12 protein-coding genes are annotated in these 20,048 nt (G+C 72.5%); 4 read left to right on the top strand and 8 right to left on the bottom strand.

Going from position 1 to position 20,048, the window contains the following annotated elements:
• Nucleotides 1-35: 35 nt before the first annotated feature.
• Nucleotides 36-278 (top strand): mycoredoxin, encoded by a 243-nt coding sequence (locus RBJ77_RS60770; RefSeq protein WP_255973298.1) that lies wholly within the window; start codon nucleotides 36-38, stop codon nucleotides 276-278.
• A gap of 27 nt (nucleotides 279-305) precedes the next feature.
• Here RBJ77_RS60770 and nudC read toward each other — a convergent pair whose 3' ends face one another.
• The 5 genes from nudC to RBJ77_RS60745 all read right to left on the bottom strand — a co-directional run bounded on the left by nudC (nucleotide 306) and on the right by RBJ77_RS60745 (nucleotide 10,396).
• Nucleotides 306-1,265, bottom strand: coding sequence for an NAD(+) diphosphatase (nudC, locus tag RBJ77_RS60765; RefSeq protein ID WP_255973299.1), 960 nt, complete (start codon nucleotides 1,263-1,265; stop codon nucleotides 306-308).
• An 89-nt stretch (nucleotides 1,266-1,354) separates the two neighbouring features.
• Nucleotides 1,355-2,767 (bottom strand): dipeptidase, encoded by a 1,413-nt coding sequence (locus RBJ77_RS60760; RefSeq protein ID WP_372352757.1) that lies wholly within the window; start codon nucleotides 2,765-2,767, stop codon nucleotides 1,355-1,357.
• Nucleotides 2,768-2,777: 10 nt separating this feature from the next.
• The gene (locus tag RBJ77_RS60755) at nucleotides 2,778-6,356 is read right to left on the bottom strand and encodes a UvrD-helicase domain-containing protein (protein ID WP_372352756.1); all 3,579 of its coding nucleotides are present in this window, start codon (nucleotides 6,354-6,356) and stop codon (nucleotides 2,778-2,780) included.
• Between the two features lie 63 nt (nucleotides 6,357-6,419).
• A complete protein-coding gene (locus tag RBJ77_RS60750; RefSeq protein WP_372352755.1) occupies nucleotides 6,420-9,752 on the bottom strand; it encodes an ATP-dependent helicase in 3,333 nt (1,110 codons plus the stop codon).
• Nucleotides 9,753-10,030: 278 nt separating this feature from the next.
• Nucleotides 10,031-10,396 (bottom strand): MGMT family protein, encoded by a 366-nt coding sequence (locus tag RBJ77_RS60745; protein WP_372352754.1) that lies wholly within the window; start codon nucleotides 10,394-10,396, stop codon nucleotides 10,031-10,033.
• Nucleotides 10,397-10,560: 164 nt separating this feature from the next.
• Between RBJ77_RS60745 and RBJ77_RS60740 the strand changes: the two genes are divergently transcribed.
• The 3 genes from RBJ77_RS60740 (at nucleotide 10,561) to RBJ77_RS60730 (ending at nucleotide 16,722) form a co-directional block, all read left to right on the top strand.
• Complete coding sequence (locus tag RBJ77_RS60740) at nucleotides 10,561-13,344, top strand: lysylphosphatidylglycerol synthase domain-containing protein (RefSeq protein WP_372352753.1); 2,784 nt, start codon at nucleotides 10,561-10,563, stop codon at nucleotides 13,342-13,344.
• Nucleotides 13,345-13,451: 107 nt separating this feature from the next.
• A complete protein-coding gene (locus tag RBJ77_RS60735) occupies nucleotides 13,452-14,999 on the top strand; it encodes an alpha/beta hydrolase (RefSeq protein ID WP_372352752.1) in 1,548 nt (515 codons plus the stop codon).
• A 97-nt stretch (nucleotides 15,000-15,096) separates the two neighbouring features.
• On the top strand, nucleotides 15,097-16,722 hold the full coding sequence (locus tag RBJ77_RS60730; RefSeq protein WP_372352751.1) for an alpha/beta hydrolase: 1,626 nt from the start codon (nucleotides 15,097-15,099) through the stop codon (nucleotides 16,720-16,722).
• Between the two features lie 100 nt (nucleotides 16,723-16,822).
• Here RBJ77_RS60730 and moeZ read toward each other — a convergent pair whose 3' ends face one another.
• The 3 genes from moeZ to RBJ77_RS60715 all read right to left on the bottom strand — a co-directional run bounded on the left by moeZ (nucleotide 16,823) and on the right by RBJ77_RS60715 (nucleotide 19,779).
• Entirely contained in the window at nucleotides 16,823-18,001 is a 1,179-nt protein-coding gene (gene moeZ / locus RBJ77_RS60725) for an adenylyltransferase/sulfurtransferase MoeZ (protein WP_372352750.1), read from the bottom strand.
• A 72-nt stretch (nucleotides 18,002-18,073) separates the two neighbouring features.
• Nucleotides 18,074-18,823, bottom strand: a complete 750-nt coding sequence (locus tag RBJ77_RS60720) for a spherulation-specific family 4 protein (RefSeq protein WP_372352749.1) — start codon at nucleotides 18,821-18,823, stop codon at nucleotides 18,074-18,076.
• Entirely contained in the window at nucleotides 18,811-19,779 is a 969-nt protein-coding gene (locus RBJ77_RS60715; protein ID WP_255973318.1) for an NAD(P)-dependent oxidoreductase, read from the bottom strand. The genes RBJ77_RS60720 and RBJ77_RS60715 overlap by 13 nt, the downstream gene beginning before the upstream one ends.
• Between the last annotated feature and the right edge of the window lie 269 nt (nucleotides 19,780-20,048).

Genomic DNA, 20,048 nt, shown 5'->3' with positions numbered 1-20,048 from the left:
GAACACGCACCCCAGCCACGAAGGAGCGCGAGGACATGCCGGGCACTGTGACGATGTACAGCACCACCTGGTGCGGCTACTGCCAGCGGTTGAAGAAGCAGATGGACCGCGAGGGCATCGCGTACTCCGAGATCAACATCGAGCACGACCCGGAATCGGCGGCGTTCGTGGAGAAGGCGAACGGCGGGAACCAGACGGTCCCCACCGTCCTCTTCGACGACGGTTCGACGCTCACGAACCCCTCGCTGGCGCAGGTCAAGCAGAAGATCGGCGCCTGACGCGCCGGGCGCGCGTGAGCGGTTCGCTCACAGCGCGTCGCTGGGCTTCGGCAGGGGCTTGCCGTACCAGAGCTCGATCAGGCGGGCCGCAATCGAGATCCCGTAGGGAGGCATGACCTCCCCGGTCTCGAAGGCGGCCCGCAGGTCTTCCCGGGAGAACCAGCGGGCCTCGTGGATCTCGTCACCGTCCACGTTGATCTCGAAGGACGTGGCGTGCGCCATGAAGCCGAGCATCAGGCTGGAGGGGAAGGGCCAGGGCTGGCTGGCGACGTACTCGACGTCCCCGACGAGGACGCCCGCCTCCTCGAAGACCTCGCGGCGCACCGACTGCTCGATGGACTCGCCGGGCTCCACGAAACCGGCGAGCGTCGAGAACCGGCCCTCGGGCCAGTGCACCTGGCGGCCCAGCAGGATGCGGTCCTGATCGTCCGTGACGGCCATGATCACGGCCGGGTCGGTGCGCGGGTAGTGCTCGGCCCCGCAGGCCTGGCAGCGGCGGATGTGGCCCGCGGCGGCGATGACGGTGCGCTCGCCGCAGCGGGAGCAGAAGCGGTGCAGTCGCTGCCAGTTCTCCAGGGCGACGGCGTGCACCATGAGTCCGGCGTCCCGCGGCGAGAGCAGCAGGCCCGCCTCGCGCAGTCCGGCCGGGCGCGCGGACTGGTCCATGCGCCCCGGAAGCGTGTCCTTCTGCAGCGCGAAGTAGCTCACGCCGTCCTCGTCCGTGCCCAGGAAGTAGCGGTGGGCCTCGGTGAGGGGCGCCTCGAAGGACGGCGTCATGACCAGTTCCGTCGTGCCGTCCGGCGTCTCGTCGATGAGCACCTGACCGCCGGAGACCACGAACACCCGGGTGGTGGGGTGGCTCCACGCCGCGGCGAGCCACGGCTCGTCGATGCGGTGGTGCGCGGCACGGTCGATACCGCTCGGCGCGGACAGCGAGAGCGGTCGGCCTCCGGCCAGGTCAGCGGTGCGGTCGGTCCAGGTGGTCACAGGTGCTTCCAACTCCCCCGGTGATGAAATGGGTGGTTCGGCGGGCGGTTCAGCAGGACGTGCGGCAGGACGTGTGCGGGGCGCCTCGTTCAGTGTGCATCCGGCCAGCTCTCCGCGAGATCTCCCCACAGGTGGGCGGCGGTCTCGACGCCCTTCATGAGGAGGTCGAGCTCGACCTTCTCGTTCGGCGCGTGCCAGCCGTCGGAGGGGACCGAGATGCCCAGGAACAGGACCGGGGCGTCGAGCACGTCCTGGAGGTCGGCGGCCGGACCCGAACCGCCCTCGCGCGTGAAGCGGATCTTCTGCTCGAAGGCCCGTCCCATGGCGCGGACGACCGACTGCAGGGCGGGGTGGTCGAGCGGGGTCAGGCAGGGCCTGGTGGCGGCGCCGAAGGTGATCGTGTGGCTGATCCCCGCGGGCAGCTGCTCGGCGACCCAGGAGGTGACGGCCTTCTCCACGTGGTCCGGGTCCTGCCCGGCGACCAGCCGGAACGAGAGCTTCAGCATCGCCGACGACGGGACGATGGTCTTGCCGCCCGGGCCCTGGTAGCCGCCCCCGATCCCGTTGACCTCAGCGGTCGGGCGGGCCCAGATGCGCTCCAGGGTGGTGAGCCCGGCCTCTCCGTACGTGGCGTGCGACTTGGCCGTGCGCAGCCACTGCGCCTCGTCGAAGGGCAGCTCGGCGAAGAGCTCGCGCTCCCGCTCGGTGAGTTCCACGATGCCGTCGTAGAAGCCGGGGACCGCCACGCGCGCGTGGTCGTCGTGCAGGGCGGCCACGAGGCGGGCGGCGGCGGTCGCCGGGTTCGGGACGGCGCCGCCGAAGGAGCCGGAGTGGATGTCCTGGTCGGGCCCGCGCAGCTCGATCTCGCAGTCCGCGAGACCGCGCATGCCGGTGCAGACCGTGGGGGTGTCCTCGGACCACATGCCGGTGTCGGAGACGATCACGGCGTCGGCGGCGAGGCGCTCCCTGTGCGCCTCCACGAGGGCACGGAAGTGCGGGGAGCCCGACTCCTCCTCGCCCTCGATCAGCAGCTTGAGGTTGACCGCGGGGGTGGTGCGCCCGGTCGCGGCGAGGTGCGCCCGCACCCCGAGTGTGTGGAAGAACACCTGCCCCTTGTCGTCCGCGGCCCCGCGCGCGTGGAGGCGGTTGCCGACGACGACCGGCTCGAAGGGGTCGGTGTCCCAGCCGTCCTCGCGGGCGGCGGGCTGGACGTCGTGGTGTCCGTAGACGAGGACCGTGGGGGCCCGGGGGTCGCCGGAGGGCCACTCGGCGAACACGGCGGGGGCGCCCGGCGTCTCCCACACCTCGGTGGTCGGGAAGCCGGTCTCCGCCAGTTTCCCGGCGAGCCAGTCGGCGCTGCGCCGCACGTCCGGTGCGTGGTCGGGCTGGGCGGACACGGAGGGGATCCGCAGCCAGGCGGCGAGGTCGTCGAGGAACGCCTCGCGGTGGTTCTCGATGTACGCACGGACGGTGCTGACGGCGCTGTCAACGGGCTTGCTCATGGTCCCGAGCCTATCCGCCCGCCGGAGTGTGCTCGTCCGGCGGCTCCTCGACGGCCTGCGGCTCCCGCGTGAGGGCTGCCTGCGGGTCCTGGGTGGCGGCTGCCTGCGGGTCCTGGGTGAGGAGGCGCTCCAGCTCCGCCCGCCCGGGCAGCCGCTGGGGCCGGACCGTCTCTCCGCTGCGTACGTACAGGAAGGCGGCGCCGACCGACTCCAGGGGGACGCCCTGCTGCTCGGCCCAGGCGAGCCGGTAGACGGCGAGCTGGAGCGGGTCGGCGGTCTGCTGGTGACCCGTCTTCCAGTCGACGATCTCGTACGTCACGTCGTCGCCGTCGCCCGTCTTGTAGACGGCGTCGATGCGGCCGCGGACGACCCGGCCCGCGACGGCCAGCTGGAAGGGCAGCTCGACCCGGTACGGGGTGCGGTGCGCGTACGGGGTGCGCTCGAAGGCTTCCTTGAGCGCCTCCAGGTCGCGCTCGTCGGCGATCTCGGCGTCGCTGCCCGGCAGGTCCTCCGGGTCGTGCAGGGGCAGGCGCAGCTCTTCGAAGCGTGATTCGACCCAGGCGTGGAAGCGGGTGCCCTGGCGGGCGGCCGGCTGCGGTGGGCGCGGCATGGGGCGGGCCAGCTCCTGGGCCAGGCCGTCGGGGTCGGCGGCCAGGCGCAGCACCTGGGAGGCGGTGAGCGAGTGCGGGACGGGCACCTCGCGCACGGCGGCGCGGGCCCGCAGCAGTTCGCCGGTGAGGGCGTCCAGGTCGCGGTCCCAGGAGGCGATCGTGCGGACCTCCTCCGGGGTGAGCTCGGGCTCTGGGGGAAGCGCGGGGTGCGGGACGGCAGGTGCCGCCTCCGGGAGCCCGGCCACGCGCGCGTGCGGCGGTGTGCCGGGCCGCGGCGAGGGGTGCGGGACCGTGGGGCGCTCGGCGGACAGCTGCTCCCAGTCCTCGGGGTCTTCGGGATCTTCGGGGAAGTCGGGGTCGTCGGGCGGGAACTCCTCGTCCTCCGGCGGGGGCGGCCAGTCGGGGTCCTCGAAGGGCGGCTCGTCCAGGGCGGCGGGGTGGACCTCCGAGTGCGCGCGGGCCTGCGGAGCGGTCATCGCCCGCTCCAGGTGGGCGAGCACGGTGTCGGCGGCCGCGCGGCGGCGGGCCAGGGACGCGTCGTCCAGCGGCAGCGGCCAGGCGTGCTCGGCGGACGCCTCCTGGAGGGCCGGGTTCTCCTCGTCCTCCGGCGGTTCGTCCGCCCACGACTCGATCTCGCCGTGCCCGGCGGCGCAGTGGTCGTACAGCGCCTGGAGGAAGTCGGACGGGCCGCGCTTCTTCTTCTGGGACGGTCCCCACCAGTGGCCCGAGCCGAGGAGCAGCGAACGGGGGCGCGTGAACGTGACGTAGCCCAGGCGCAGTTCCTCGGTGTGCTGGTGGTCCTTCATGTCGGCGTGGAACGCCTTCATCGACCTGGAGTCCCACGCCTCGATGTCGGGCAGGGTCGCGGCGTCGCCGCGCAGTTCGTGCGGGACGACCTTGCCCTGGGCCGTCCACTTCTCCCGGCCCTGGGTGCTCGGGAACGTGCCGGTGACCAGGCCGGGGACGGCGACGACGTCCCATTCGAGGCCCTTGGACTTGTGGGCGGTGAGCACCTTCACGGTGTTCTCGCCGCCCGGCAGCGCGTTGTCGAGGCCCTTCTCGTACTGGGCGGCGGTGCGCAGGAAGCCGAGGAAGGCGAGCAGGGTGGCGGAGCCGTCGTGGGCGGCGAAGGACGCGGCGACGTCGAGGAAGTTGGACAGCGTCTCGCGCCGCCGGGCCGCCAGCGCGTGCGGGGACGCGGAGAGTTCGACCTCGAGACCGGTGACGGCCAGGACGCGGTGCAGGACGTCCATCAGCGGGTCGGACAACGAGCGGCGCAGGTCGCGCAGTTCGGTGGCGAGGCGCGCGAAGCGCACGCGCGCGTCCGGCGAGAACGGCAGCCCGTCGTCGTCCCCGTCGGCCTCTACGGAGGTCTCCAGGAACGTGTCGAGCGCGTCCGCGAGCGATATCACCTCGGACGGGTCGACGCCCTCGACGGCCTCGACCAGCCGCCGGTCCGGGTCGTCCTCGTCGCCCCCGCGCGCGTGGGAGACCAGCAGGCGGGCGCGGCGGCCGAGCAGGGCGAGGTCACGCGCGCCGATGCGCCAGCGCGGGCCGGTCAGCAGGCGGACCAGTGCCGCGTTCGCCCCGGGGTCCTGGAGGACCTCGCACACGGCGACCAGGTCGGCGACCTCCGGAAGGTGCAACAGACCCGACAGGCCGACCACTTCGACGGGGATGTCGCGGGCGACGAGCGCGCCCTGGATCTCGGCGAAGTCGGTCGCGGTGCGACACAGGACGGCGATCTCCCCGGGTGCCGTGCCGGTGCCGACGAGATGGGCGATGGAGTCGGCGAGCCAGTCGATCTCCTCCCCGTGGGTCCGCAGCAGGGCGCAGCGCACGACGCCGTCGCGCTCGGCTCCGGGGGCGGGCCGCAGCGCCTCCACGCCCGCGTGCAGGGCGCGCAGCGGCTCGGCCAGTCCGTTGGCGAGGTCGAGGAGGCGGCCGCCGCTGCGGCGGTTCTCGCTGAGCGCGAAGCGGGTGGCGGGGCGGCCGTCCCCGTGGGCGAAGTGGTGCGGGAAGTCGTCGAGGTTGGCCACGGAGGCGCCGCGCCATCCGTAGATCGCCTGGCAGGGGTCGCCGACCGCGGTCACCGCGTGGCCCGTGCCGCCGCCGAACAGGCCCGCGAGGAGGATCCGCTGGGCCACGGAGGTGTCCTGGTACTCGTCGAGCAGGACGACGCGGAACTCGTCCCGGAGGATCTCGCCGACCTCGGGCCGGGTGCTCGCGAGCGTGGCGGACAGGGCGATCTGGTCGCCGAAGTCCAGCACGTCCCGGGTGCGCTTGGCCGCCCTGTAGTGCCCCACCAGCTCGGACAGCTCCAGCCGTGCGGCGGCCGCCTCGGGCACCTTCCGCAGGTCCGCGTTGCTGAGCTTGGCGCCTTCGAGCGTGCGCAGCAGCTCCTGGTCGTACGCGCGCAGGCGGCCCGGCTCCACGAGGTGCTCGGCCAGCTCGGCGTCGAGGGCGAGCAGGTCGCTCACCAGGTCGGCGAAGGAGCGGGTCAGCGCGGGGTAGGGGCCGGGCGCCTCGCGCAGCACGCGCGCGGCGAGCTGGAAGCGGGTGGCGTCGGCGAGCAGCCGCGTGGTGGGTTCGAGTCCGATGCGCAGGCCGTGGTCGGTCAGGAGCCGGCCGGCGAAGGCGTGGTACGTGGAGATCACGGGCTCGCCCGGGGGGTTGTCCGGGTCGATGGCGTCGGGGTCGGTCACGCCCGCCCTGACGAGGGCCTTGCGGACGCGCTCGGCGAGCTCTCCGGCCGCCTTGTTCGTGAACGTGAGGCCCAGGACCTGCTCGGGCGCGACCTGTCCGGTGCCGACCAGCCAGACCACGCGCGCGGCCATCACCGTCGTCTTGCCGGAGCCGGCTCCGGCCACGATCACCTGCGGGGCGGGCGGCGCCGTGATGCAGGCCGTCTGCTCCGGGGTGAAGGGGATGCCCAGCAGCTCCTTGAGCTGCTCGGGGTCGGTGAGGCGTGTGGTCACCTCATCGAGGCTAACCGGCACCACTGACAGCGCCGGTCCGTTCCGGCCCGGCGGAGGCGCACGTCACTCCACGACGTGCTTCCCCTCGGGCCGCGCGCTGCACGAGGCCCGGAAGGCGCAGTGCGTGCACTGCTGTCCGGTGGTGGGCGCGAAGCGCTCGTCGAGCACCTTGCCGGCCGCGGTGGCGAGGAGATCGCCGACCCACTCCCCTTCCAGGGGCTCCTGTCCCTGGACCTTCGGCAGGGTCTCGCCGCCGTCCTTCTTCGCCGCGCCCTGGCGCAACTGCACCAGTTCGGCGCCCCCGGGATGCGGGCGCGCGCCGTCGAAGGGTTCGTCGACGGCTCCCTCCCGCACGGCGAGCTGATACACGGCGAGCTGCGGGTGGTGCTCGACGTCGGCGGCGCTGGGCGCCTGCTTGCCGGTCTTGAAGTCGACCACGTAGGCGCGGCCGTCGGCGTCGCGCTCGACACGGTCCATGGAGCCGCGGATCCGGACCTCGTAGGAGCCGGCCTCCAGCGTGACGTCGAAGTCGTGCTCACTGGCGACCGGGGTGCGGCCGCCGCGGTCCATGACGTGCCACTGGAGGAAGCGTTCGAGCGCCACGCGCGCGTGCTCCTTCTCCTGCGCCGACTTCCAGGGCGCGTCGAAGGCGAGCGCGTCCCACACGGAGTCGAGTCGCTCCATGAGGACGGCGAGGTCGGCGGGGGTGCGCCCGGAGGCGACCTCGTCGGCCAGGACGTGCACGACGTTGCCGAAGCCCTGGGCGGCGGTGGCGGGGGCGTCGGCCTTGACCTCACGGCCCAGGAACCATTGCAGCGCGCAGGTGTTGGCGAGCTGGTCGAGGGCGCTTCCGGAGAGCACCACGGGCTTGTCGCGGTCCCGCAGCGGCACCTTGCTCTCGGTCGGTTCGTACATGCCCCACCAGCGGTACGGGTGGGCGGACGGCACGAGAGGTCTGCCGTCGTCGTCGCTGAGCGCGGCGAGGCGGGCGAGCCGGCGGGCCGCGGCCTCCCGCAGCGCCTCCGAGACGCGCGGGTCCACCGTCGTGGCGCGCAGGTCGGCGACGAGGGCGGACACGGACAGCGGGCGGCGCGGCCGGCCCGTGACGTCCTTGGGCTCGATGCCGAGTTCGGTGAGGAACCGGGAGGGCTGGTCGCCGTCGTCGGCGGGCGCCTTCACCGCGGTGACGACGAGGCGCTCCCGCGCGCGCGTGGCGGCCACGTAGAACAGTCGCCGTTCCTCGGCCAGCAGGGCCCCGGGGGTGAGGGGTTCGGCGAGGCCGTCACGGCCGATGCGGTCGGCCTCCAGGAGGGAGCCGCGGCGACGCAGATCGGGCCACAGTCCCTCCTGGACACCCGCGACGACCACGAGGCGCCACTCCAGTCCCTTGGAGCGGTGAGCGGTCATGAGGCGCACGGCGTCCGGTCGCACGGCCCGCCCGGCGAGGGTGTCGGCGGCGATGTCCTGGGCCTCCAGCTCCTCCAGGAAGTTGCGGGCGCCGCTGCCGCCGGTGCGCTCCTCCGCGCGCGAGGCGACGGCGAACAGGGCGCACACGGCATCAAGATCACGGTCCGCGTTGCGGCCCGCCGCGCCTCCGCGCCGTGCGGCCCGCTCCAGGCGGTGCGGCCAGGGGGTGCCGTTCCACAGCTCCCAGAGGGCCTCTTCGGCGGTGCCGCCGTCGGTCAGCTTCTGGCGGGCGCGGGCGAGCAGGTCGCCGAGGCGCTGCGCACCGCGCGCGTAGGCGGGGTCGTGCAGGGCGAGTCGCTCGGGTTCCGCGAGGGCGCGGGCGAGCAGGTCGTCCGAGGGCGGCGGCAGGTGGTTGCCGGCGGCGCGCTCCTCCTCGCGCAGGGCGCGCCCGAGGCGGCGCAGGTCGGCGGCGTCCATGCCGGCCAGGGGCGAGGCCAGGAGGGTGAGCGCGGTCTCGGTGTCGAGCCAGCAGACGGCTCCCGGGTCGTCGGCATCCGGTTCCGCCGGGGCGTCGTCGTCCGCCGCGAAGGGTTCGTGCGACGGGTGTGCCACCGCCTTCAGCGCCGTCAGCAGCGGCGTGACCGCCGGTTCGTGGCGCAGCGGCAGGTCGTCGCCGTCGATGTCCAGGGGCACGCCCGCGGCCGTGAGCGCGCGCCGTACGGCGGGGATGCTGCGGGCGCCCGCGCGCACGAGGACGGCCATGTCGCTCCACGCGACGCCGTCCTCCAGGTGGGCCCGGCGCAGGATGTCCGCGACGTTGTCCAGCTCCGTGCCGGACGTCGGGTACGTGTAGACCTCGGCTCCGCCGCCGTCGCGCACGGGCGCGAGCTCGCGGTGGGCGCGCACCTTGTCCGCGGGGAGCCGGGTCAGCGGCATCCGCCGGGTGAGGCGGCGGGTCGCGTCCAGGAGGCGGGCGCCGGAACGCCGGGACGTGGTGAGGACCTCGACCGGGGCGGGGGTGCCGTCCGCGCGCGGGAAGTCGTCGGGGAAGTCCAGGATGCCGTTCACGTCGGCGCCCCGGAACGCGTAGATCGACTGGTCCGGGTCGCCGAACGCGACGAGTGTGCGGCCGCCGCCCGCGAGCGCGTGCAGGAGCCGCACCTGGGCCGGGTCGGTGTCCTGGTACTCGTCGACGAACACCGCGTCGTACTGCGCCCCGATCTGGTCGGCGACCTCCTGGCGGCGGGCCAGCAGGACGGCGCGGTGCACCAGCTCCGAGTAGTCGAGCACGCCCCGCATGTCGAGGACGTCCAGGTACTCGGCCAGGAACGTGGCGGCCGCGCGCCAGTCGGGCCGGCCGATGCGGCGCGCGAAGGCGTCCAGGGCGGCGGGCCCCAGGCCCAGCTCGCGGCTGCGCGCGAGGACCGCGCGCACTTCGTCAGCGAAGCCGCGCGTGGTGAGGCAGGCGCGCAGTTCGTCCGGCCAGCGCACGTGCGCGAGTCCGGCCCGCTCCAGGTCGATCTGGCCGGCGAGCAGCTCACGTACGGCGACGTCCTGCTCGGGACCGGACAGCAGCCGCAGCGGCTCCACGAAGAGGTCCGTGTCCTGGTGGGCGCGGACGAGGGCGTAACAGAAGGAGTGGAACGTCGTCGCCTGCGGGGCGCGCGCCGCTCCTATCCGCAGCGCCATCCGGTCGCGCAGTTCGACGGCGGCCTTGCGGCTGAACGTGAGCACGAGGATGCGCGACGGTTCGGTCCCCCGGGCGATGCGCGCGGCGACCGCCTCCACGAGGGTCGTCGTCTTTCCCGTGCCGGGACCGGCCAGGACGAGGAGGGGCCCGTGGGCGTGGTCAACCACCGCACGCTGACGTGCGTCCAGACGAGGGGGGTCCACCGGAGCCGGCGGGGTACGCACCAGTCGGTACGCGCCGGGGATCCCCTGTCGAACCTGGTGGTGCGACAGGTGCCGGGTGGACGAAGAGGAGCTCACGTGGATCGCTGGTCCTGGTGGGTGTGCTGGTGGTCGAAGCGCCGTCCGTGCAGAGCGGTGGCCGCGGGGTGAGGGAGGTGACTGCCATCGACGGTGCCGTCGACGCTACGCCGTCGAGTGTGGCGGAAGCCGGGCTTCCGGCGCGTCCCTCGCGCCCCTTTCGGCCCAGGTGTGCCCTGTCTCACGAACGGACGGGGGTGAAGCGGAGTGCCCCACGTGCCGCGTTTCCCCCGTACGGACCACAGGCGTCACGCCCGCGCGCGAGATGGCCGAAGCTGTCAATCGTGAGCTTCCGCAGGCGTCCTGCCGTCCCATCGCGCGCGCTTCATGTCCAGGCGCGGCAGGTGGCCCCCGGCCGCCCGGGACGCCTCACGCAGCGGCGTGTTCTCTTCCCTGTAGTGGTCGAGCGCGCCCAGTTCGTGCCCCGGGAGCATCGCGCCGTCCGCGCGCACGACGCGCCACCACGGAACCGCGCCTCCGTAGAGGGACATCACCCGGCCCACCTGGCGCGGGCCGCCCTCCTCCAGCCACTCGGCGACGTCCCCGTACGTCATGACCCGCCCGGGCGGGATCAGCTCGGCGACTTCCAGGACCCGCTCCGCGTACTCGGGAAGTTCTCCCGCCGACTCGCTCTCCTCGCTCATCCGGCCCATCCTGCCGCACGGCACCGACAACACGGAGGGACATCGGGGCACCCGTCTGGAGAGACGCACAAGAAGGCGCTTGCCGACGACGTCAAGCTCCTCGAATGCACCCTGATACCCCCCTATTGCGATGGGACATGCCACCATCGTGCGGGCGGTGACTGGTGATACGAGATCAAGAAGAGACGACGGAGCAGCAGAGCGTGCACCCCGACAAGGCGGAGGGCACCTCTGTGACACCGGCGCGCCCTGAGGACACGGCCGAGGAGGCCGCCGGGACGAAGCAGGAACAGCCGCTGCACGACCCGGACTGCGTCGACCCCGACGCGCACGCGGAGCAGGTCGACGGCGACGAACCCCTGCTCCCCGCGCGCGTGCACCGCCCGTCCGACCTGATGCGTCTCCTCGTGGGCCTGCTCGCGATCGCCGTGCTGCTCGCCATCGCCGCGTTCGCGCACGCCACGACCTCGGGCTTCGCCCAGGACATCAACAAGGGCACCGGCCAGGCGCCGGACCTGCTGACCAAGTTCGCGGGTCTCGCGTCGAGCATCGCCATCCTCCTCGTACCGGTCGCCTTCGCCATCGAGCGGCTCATCAAGCGCGACGGACTGCGGATCGCCGACGGGGTGCTCGCCGCGGTCCTCGCGCACGGCGTGACGCTCGCGACCGACCTCTGGGTCGCCAAGGCCGCGCCGCAGTCCATCCAGGACGCGCTCACGAAGGTGTCGCCCGGCGACATCCATGCGCTGACCGATCCGGTGCACGGCTACCTGGCGCCCGTCATCGCCTACATGACGGCCGTCGGGATGTCCCGGCGACCACGATGGCGCGTGGTGCTGTGGGTGGTGCTGCTGCTCGACGCGTTCGCCATGCTGGTCACCGGATACACCACACCGTTCTCGATCATCCTGACGATCCTCATCGGCTGGACCGTCGCCTACGGAACGCTGTACGCCGTCGGCTCCCCCAATGTGCGCCCTACGGGGCAGACGCTCCTCGCCGGACTGCGGCACGTCGGCTTCCACCCCGTGAAGGCCTCCCGCGAAGAGGCCCACGAGGGCGCCACGGAGAACGGCGACCGGGGGCGGCGCTACTTCGTCACCCTGGAGGACCGCCCACCGCTCGACGTCACGGTCGTCGACCGGGAACAGCAGGCGCAGGGCTTCTTCTACCGGGTGTGGCGGCGGCTGACGCTGCGCGGCATCACCACGGGCCGCAGCCTCCAGTCGCTGCGCCAGGCCCTGGAGCAGGAGGCGCTCCTCGCCTACGCGGCGATCGCGGCGGGGGCGAACGCGCCGAAGCTGATCGCCACGTCCGAGCTGGGCCCCGACGCCGTGATGCTCGTGTACGAGCACATCGGCGGCAGGTCCCTGGACGCGATGCCGGACGAGGAGATCACCGACGAGCTGCTGCGCGACACCTGGCACCAGGTGCAGGCGCTCCAGTCGCGGCGGATCGCGCACCGGCGGCTCGCAGGCGACGCGATTCTGGTGGATCGTTCCGGCACGGTGATCCTCACGGATCTGCGCGGCGGTGAGATCGCGGCGGGCGACCTGGTGCTGCGCATGGACATCGCGCAGTTGGTCACGACGTTGGGCCTGCGGGTGGGGGCCGAGCGGGCCGTCGCGTCGGCGGTCGGCGTGCTCGGCCCCGACGCCGTCGCCGACTGTCTGCCGCTGCTGCAGCCGATCGCGCTCAGCCGCTCCACCAGGGCGACGCTGCGCAAGCTCGGACGGGAGCGCGCCCAACGGGAGCGCGAGGCCGTCCTGGAGGCGTCCAGCAAGGCCAAGCAGGCCCGCCTGGAGGACGCCGAGGTCCCGGCGGGCGCCGACGACAAGAAGGACGACAAGAAGTCCGTACGGGCGGAGAAGAAGTCCGAGAAGGCCGAGCGGCAGGCCGAGAAGCGCGCCCTCGACGAAGCCCTCGACGAGGCCCGCGAGGAGGACCTGCTCACCCAGATCCGCCACCAGGTGCTGCGGATCCGGCCGCAGGCCCCCGTCGAACCGGCCCGTCTGGAGCGCATCAGGCCGCGCACGCTGATCAGTTTCATCGCCGGTGCGATCGGCGCCTACTTCCTGCTGTCGCAGCTCACGCACATCGACTTCGGCACCATCGTCGGCGAGGCGGAGTGGGGCTGGGTCGGGCTCGCGGTGGTGTTCTCCGCGCTCAGCTACGTGGCCGCGGCGATGAGCCTGCTCGGCTTCGTGCCCGAACGGGTGCCCTTCATGCGGACCGTCGCCGCCCAGGTCGCCGGCTCGTTCGTGAAGATCGTGGCTCCCGCCGCGGTCGGCGGTGTCGCGCTCAACACCCGGTTCCTGCAGCGTGCGGGGGTGCGCCCCGGGCTCGCGGTCGCCAGTGTGGGCGCCTCCCAGCTGTTCGGCATGTGCAGCCACATCCTGCTGCTGCTGACCTTCGGCTACCTGACGGGCACCGAGAAGACGCCCTCCTTGTCGCCGTCCCGGACGGTCATCGCGGGTCTGCTGACGGTCGCCGTGCTCGTCCTCGTGGTGACGTCGATCCCCTTCCTGAGGAAGTTCGTCGTCACGCGCGTGCGCTCGCTCTTCGCGGGTGTCGTGCCGCGCATGCTCGACGTGCTCCAGCGGCCCCGGAAGCTGCTCACCGGCATCGGCGGCATGCTGCTGCTGACCGCCTGTTTCGTGATGTGCCTCGACGCCTCGATCCGCGCCTTCGGGGACAACACGACGAGCCTGAGCCTGGCCAGCGTCGCGGTCGTCTTCCTCGCCGGCAACGCGCTCGGCTCCGCGGCGCCGACGCCCGGTGGTGTGGGCGCGGTCGAGGCGACGCTGACGGTGGGTCTGATCGCGGTCGGCCTGCCCAAGGAGGTGGCCGCTCCCGCGGTGCTCCTGTACCGGCTGCTCACGCTCTGGCTGCCCGTGCTTCCCGGCTGGTTGTTCTTCAACCACCTGACGCGCAAGGGCGCGCTCTGACCGGCGCCCCGCCTTCGGCGGAGCGCACGCGACGGGGCACTTGAAGGGCCTCACCCGCACAGCCCGCAGCCCGAGCGCCCCGCACCCGGCCGCCGCAGGATGGACGCATGCCCAATCCGTCCCGGCCCCGCGCCGCAGCCCTGGCCGTCACCGCCGCCCTGCTGTCAGCGTCCCTCGCGGCGTGCAGCAACGACTCGCAGGACGACGTGGACCTGCCGTCCCAGAAGCTGAGCTGGAAGGACTGCCCCGCACCGTCGGAGTCCGAGGGCGGCGGCGAAGCACCCTCCCCGCTGCCCGGTGGCGCCGAGTGGCAGTGCGCCACCATGAAGGCGCCGCTCGACTGGGCGGACCCCGAGGGCGACACCATCGGCATCGCGCTGATCCGTGCGCGGTCCAGCGGCGACGAGGACCGGCGCATCGGCTCGCTGGTCTTCAACTTCGGCGGCCCCGGCGGCTCCGGCGTCACCACCCTGCCGGCCTTCGGCACGGACTACGCGAAGCTGCGGACCCGCTACGACCTGGTGAGCTTCGACCCGCGCGGGGTGGGCCGCAGCGCGGGCATCGAGTGCGAGGACGACGAGCAGCTCGACGAGTACTTCCAGCAGGACTCGACGCCGGACGACGCGGCGGAGCAGAAGAAGCTCGTCAGCAACATCACGGGCTTCAACAACGCCTGCGACAAGAACTCCGGGAAGGTCCTCCCCCACGTCAGGACCACCGACGCCGCCCGCGACATGGACCTGATGCGCCAGGTGCTCGGCGACGACAAGCTGCACTACTTCGGCATCTCCTACGGCACCGAACTGGGCGGCGTCTACGCCCACTTGTTCCCCAAGAACGTGGGCCGCGCCGTGTTCGACGGCGTCGTCGACCCCACGCAGAGCCCGGAGGAGGGCTCGCTCGGGCAGGCCAAGGGGTTCCAGCGCGCTCTCGACAACTACGCGAAGGACTGCACGTCGCAGGTCGAGGACTGCCCCGTCGGCGACACCCCGGACGAGGTGAAGGAGAAGATCGCCAAGCTGCTCGACGAGCTGGAGGAGAAGCCGATCCCGGGGATCTTCCCGCGCGACCTGACCCAGACCGCCGCGACGAACGGCATCGCGCAGTCCCTGTACTCGAAGGACTTCTGGGAGTACCTCACCGAGGGTCTCCAGCAGGCCTACGACGGCGACGGCAAGGTCCTCATGATGCTGTCCGACTCGATGAACGGGCGGAACGAGGACGGCAAGTACAGCAACATCCAGGCCGCCAACGTCGCCATCAACTGCGCGGACGACAAGCCGCGTTACACGACGCAGGACGTCGAGGCGAAGCTGCCGGAGTTCCGCTCGGCGTCTCCGCTGTTCGGCGACTACCTGGCCTGGGGCATGCTCGGCTGCACCGACTGGGCCGTCGACGGCGCGGCCGACCACCCGGACGTGAGCGCGGCGGGCTCCGCGCCGATCCTCGTCGTCGGCAACACCGGCGACCCGGCCACCCCGTACGAGGGCGCACGGAAGATGGCCGACGCGCTGGGCGACGGGGTGGGCGTCGAGCTGACGTACAAGGGGCAGGGGCACGGCGCGTACGACAGCGGCAACAAGTGCGTCCTGGGCGCCGTGAACGGCTATCTCCTCGACGGGACCGTCCCGAAAGAGGGAACGGTCTGCTCGTGATCCCGGAGTTGTCCACAGGCCGGCGCGCATGTCGGCGTGACCTCCTACGATGGCCTGACTGTCTTTCGCACGGGGGCAGTCGAGGGGGGAGGTGCCCATGGCGCCACAGGAACCGCGTGCCCGCGCAGAGCTGCGCACACGCACAGGACGAGAGGGCCGCGCGCTCGCTCTGACGACGGCGGCCGTACTGACGGCCGGCCTGGTCACCGGCTGCAGCGGGTCGGGCGGCGGCGACGGCGGGGACGATCCGAAGCCGCCGTCGTCGAGCGGCGCCGCGACGCGGTCCGCCACCGCGACACCGCGGGACACCACGCTGCCGCCACTGCCCTCCTCACTCACCGGCCAGCGCCTTGACTGGGGCCGCTGCAAGGGGTCCGCGAGCACGCCGGCGCCCGACTCCGACTGGCAGTGCGCGACGCTCAAGGCACCGCTGGACTACGCGAAGCCGGGCGGCCCGACGATCGGGCTCGCCCTCATCCGCACGAAGTCCAGGGGCGGCGGCGCGGAGCGCATCGGCTCCCTCCTCTTCAACTTCGGCGGGCCGGGCGGCTCCGGCGTCGACCTGCTGCCGGCCTTCGCCCCGCAGTACGCGAAGCTGCGCGAGCGCTACGACCTGGTGGGCTTCGACCCGCGCGGGGTCGCGGCCAGCCACGGGATGCGCTGCCGCAGCGACAAGGAGACGCAGGCCGCCGAGTCCGTCGACCTCACGCCGGACACGGCGGCGGAGGAGAAGGCGTACCTGAAGGACGCGACCGACTTCGGCAAGGGCTGCCGGAAGGCCGGTGACCTGCTCGGACACGTGTCGACCGTGGAGGCCGCGCGCGACATGGACCTGATGCGCGAGGTCCTGGGCGACGACGAGCTGCACTACATGGGCGTCTCGTACGGGACGGAACTCGGCGGGATCTACGCCCACTTGTTCCCCGGCAAGGTCGGCCGGCTCGTCCTGGACGCGGTCGTCGATCCGACGGCCGGGCGCGTGGGGCAGGCCGAGAACCAGGCGCGCGGCTTCCAGCGGGCGCTCGACAACTATCTGAAGTCCCGCGGCAAGGACCCGACGGAAGGGTCGAAGGAGATCGCGGCGCTCCTGAAGAAGCTCGACGAGAAGCCGCTGCCGACCTCGGGCGGCCGGGAGCTGAACGAGTCGCTCGCGACCACCGGCATCGCGGTCACCCTGTACAGCCAGAACAGCTGGCCCGCCCTCACCCGGGGCCTGCAGGGCGCCGAGAAGGGCGACGGCACGGCGCTCCTCGCGCTCGCCGACTCGTACAACGACCGTGACCCGAGCGGGCACTACGGCACCGCGAGCCACTCGCAGCGCGCGATCTCCTGCCTGGACGACAAGGTCCGGCCGACGGTGGCGCAGACGAAGGCGCGACTGGCGAAGTTCCGCGAGATCTCACCGGTCTTCGGGCAGTACATGGGCTGGGACACGGCGGGCTGGTGCCACGACTGGCCGGTGCCGGGGCAGTGGGACGACCCCGACGTGAGCGCGCCGAGCGCGGCGCCGGTCCTCGTCGTGGGCAACACCGGCGACCCGGCGACCCCCTACGAGGGCGCGCGCCGGATGGCCGACGAGCTCGGCAAGGGCGTCGGTGTCGAGCTGACGTGGAAGGGCGAGGGACACGGGGCGTACGGCTCGGGCAGCTCCTGCGTGGACTCCACGGTGAACACGTACCTGCTGGAGGGCCGAATACCGCGCGACGGCAAGGTGTGCTCCTGACCAGCGGCGATCCCGGCGGGCCGCCGGCCGCCGAGATGCCGGACGGGCCCCGCGCGCAGTGCGCGGGGCCCGTCGGGAAAGGTCGGTTCCGAGCCGGGGCTCAGTAGACCGGCTTCTCCGGCTCGATCTGGTTGACCCAGCCGATGACGCCGCCGCCGACGTGCACGGCGTCCGCGAAGCCCGCGGACTTGAGCACGGCGAGGACTTCCGCACTGCGGACACCCGTCTTGCAGTGCAAGACGATCTTCTTGTCCTGCGGCAGCGCCTCCAGGGCGGTGCCCATGAGGAACTCGTTCTTGGGGATCAGCTTGGCGCCCGGGATCGAGACGATCTCGTACTCGTTCTGCTCGCGGACGTCGATGATCTCGATGTTCTCGCCGTCGTCGATCCACTCCTTGAGCTGCTTGGGAGTGATCGTCGAGCCGGCGGCCGCCTCCTGGGCCTCTTCGGACACGACGCCGCAGAAGGCCTCGTAGTCGATGAGCTCGGTGACGGTCGGGTTCTCGCCGCAGACCGCGCAGTTGGGGTCCTTGCGGACCTTGACCTGGCGGTACTGCATCTCCAGGGCGTCGTAGATCATCAGGCGGCCGACCAGCGGGTCGCCGACGCCGGCCAGGACCTTGATCGCCTCGGTGACCTGGATGGAGCCGATCGACGCGCAGAGCACGCCGAGGACGCCGCCCTCGGCGCAGGACGGGACCATGCCCGGCGGCGGGGGCTCCGGGTACAGGCAGCGGTAGCACGGCCCGTGCTCGGACCAGAAGACCGAGGCCTGGCCGTCGAAGCGGTAGATGGAACCCCACACGTAGGGCTTGTTGAGCAGCACGCACGCGTCGTTGACGAGGTAGCGCGTCGCGAAGTTGTCGGTGCCGTCGACGATCAGGTCGTACTGGCTGAAGATGTCCATCACGTTGTCGGCCTCGAGCCGCTCTTCGTGGAGGATCACGTTCACGTACGGGTTGATGCCGAGGACGGAGTCCTTCGCGGACTCGGCCTTCGAGCGGCCGATGTCGGCCTGGCTGTGGATGATCTGGCGCTGCAGGTTCGACTCGTCGACCTCGTCGAACTCCACGATGCCGAGCGTGCCCACGCCGGCGGCGGCCAGGTACATCAGGGCCGGCGACCCGAGACCACCGGCGCCCACACAGAGCACCTTGGCGTTCTTCAGCCGCTTCTGCCCGTCCATCCCGACATCCGGGATGATCAGGTGGCGGGAGTACCTGCGGACCTCGTCGACGGTGAGCTCAGCAGCTGGCTCGACCAGGGGTGGCAGCGACACGGAGACCTCATTAATGCAGCTGGTCGGTATCTACGTACGGTTGTTCCGTCTGTAACACTGCCACGCCCTTCTTCATTCCGAGACACCTGTTCCGATACGCGAGACGATTTCGTCCCAGTACCCGGGCATCGCCTCCCAGGGGGCGCTCGCGCCGCCCCGGTCCGTGCGATCGGTGAAGTAGATGGTGCCCGCGCCCTGCCAGCGCGCGATGCGCAGCGCCTCCTCCAGGTGGCCGCGCGGCATCCCGTGGACGAAGTGGCAGAACTTCTCGGGCGCGTACTCGGCGGTCCACTCCGCGACCTGGGACCAGCGGTAGTCGCTCCAGGGCCCGGAGAAGGTCACCAACTGGTCGGCGGTCTCGGCGAACCCGGGGTACGGGTGGGTGCCGTGGCCGAGCACGACGTACGCGTCGTCGACGAGGGCGCGCAGCGTGGTGACCGTACGCCGCACCTCGGGCAGCGCGGCTCGCTCGGTGGGGCAGCGGTCGAGGGAGAACCCGTCGACCTGGTACCAGTCGAGGAACCGGTGGGCGTCGGAGACGAGTTCACCGAAGGAGCGGGCTCCGTAGGTCATGTCCAGGTGACCGAGGACACGCACGCCCGCGTTCCGCAGCCGGCCCGCCGCTTCCAGGCAGTGCGGGTCGGGGCGGGCGCCCGGACCGTTGGCGATGTTCAGGACGACCCAGTGCAGTGGGGTGGTCGGCCGGGTGAGTTCGGCCCACTCGGTGGGGGCGACGAGCGGGTGGGCGAAGCCCGGGATGCCGAAGCCGAGTCGTACGTCGGTGCTCGACAGGCCGGTCGCGGTCGGGGTCAGATACGGCATGCCGCCTCCATCCAGATGTCGGCGAGGGACTCTTCGAGGTTGATCCGGGGACGCCAGCCGAGCCGGTCGCGGGCCGTGCGCACGTCGGCCTGCTGCCAGCTGCCGCAGCCGTCGGGGTACGGGTACGCGGCGGGCGGGCTGTGCATCCCGTGGTCGGATTCGGTGCGCGGGTGGGCGACGGATTGCCGCAGGGCGACGGGCGGCCCGTCGAGTTCGTGGAGGGCGCCGCCGAATCCGGCGACCCGGGCGAGCACGGCGGCGGCGTCGCGCAGCCGCACGGCACGGCCGGAGCCGATGTTGATGACTCCCTGCGCGGCGGACAGCGACGCGGCGTGCACGGCCCTGGCCACGTCCCGTACGTCGATGAAGTCGCGCTGCGCGCCGAGGCCGCCGAGCTTCAGTTCGCCGTCGCCCGCCTGCATCGCCCGGCGCATGGCTTCGGCGAGCCGGCCGAGCGGCGAGCCGGCCGGGGTGCCGGGGCCCGCGGGCGAGAAGACGCGCAGGACGACGGCGTCGAGGCCGGAGCCCAGGACGAGCTCGGTGGCGGCGAGCTTGCTGACGCCGTACGGGCCGCCGGGCCTGGGGACCGCGTCCTCCGCGGTGGACGAGCCGGGCTGCGAGGGCCCGTACTCGGCACCGCAGCCGATCTGCACGAGGCGGGCGCCGCAGCCGCTGCGGCGCAGGGCCTCGCAGACGGTGGCGACGGCGACGGTGTTGTGCCGGGTGAGTTCGCGTGCGCCGCCGCGGGTGGCACCGGCACAGTTGATGACGACCCCGGGGTGGACGGCGTCCAGGAAGCGGGTGAGCGCGCCGGGGCTGCCGGTGGCGAGGTCGAAGCGGACGTCGGCGTCGTCGCCCCGGCCGAGCGCGGTGAGCTGCACGGCGGGGTCGGCCAGGAGACGGTCGGCGACGAAGCGGCCGAGGTACCCGTTGGCTCCGATCAGCAGGACCCTCATCGGACGCCTCCGGGGGTCCGCGCTCCGAGGACTGCGCACGCCGCGCGCCGGGCGCACCGGTCGCGGGTCCCGCGCTGCCCGTGGGTTCCACACTGCCCGTGAGGCCCGGAGTATCCGGCGTATCCGGTGCCTCCGGGAGGAGGGGTGGTCATCTCGCGTTCTCCTTAGGGGTGTTGCCGTGGATCGTGAGGTGGGTCCGCGGTGTCGGCCCCGCGGGAGAGAGGTGTTGCTGGTCATGCGGCGCGTGGTGCGCGCGGTGGCGTGGGGTG

Origin of the sequence: Streptomyces sp. KL116D (assembly GCF_030766975.1) — a bacterium.
GTDB classification, from domain to species: Bacteria; Actinomycetota; Actinomycetes; order Streptomycetales; family Streptomycetaceae; genus Streptomyces; species Streptomyces longispororuber_A.
Note: the sequence above shows the minus strand (reverse complement) of the source record. Positions and strands in the feature narration are given on the sequence as shown.

Bases quoted from the DNA above. Each gene is read 5' to 3' on its own strand.
- RBJ77_RS60770 (WP_255973298.1), top strand. From the start codon at position 36: ATGCCGGGCACTGTGACGATGTACAGCACCACCTGGTGCGGCTACTGC.
- RBJ77_RS60730 (WP_372352751.1), top strand. From the start codon at position 15,097: ATGGCGCCACAGGAACCGCGTGCCCGCGCAGAGCTGCGCACACGCACA.
- RBJ77_RS60715 (WP_255973318.1), bottom strand. From the start codon at position 19,779: ATGAGGGTCCTGCTGATCGGAGCCAACGGGTACCTCGGCCGCTTCGTC.
- RBJ77_RS60720 (WP_372352749.1), bottom strand. From the start codon at position 18,823: ATGCCGTATCTGACCCCGACCGCGACCGGCCTGTCGAGCACCGACGTA.
- RBJ77_RS60760 (WP_372352757.1), bottom strand. From the start codon at position 2,767: ATGAGCAAGCCCGTTGACAGCGCCGTCAGCACCGTCCGTGCGTACATC.
- RBJ77_RS60735 (WP_372352752.1), top strand. From the start codon at position 13,452: ATGCCCAATCCGTCCCGGCCCCGCGCCGCAGCCCTGGCCGTCACCGCC.
- RBJ77_RS60745 (WP_372352754.1), bottom strand. From the start codon at position 10,396: ATGAGCGAGGAGAGCGAGTCGGCGGGAGAACTTCCCGAGTACGCGGAG.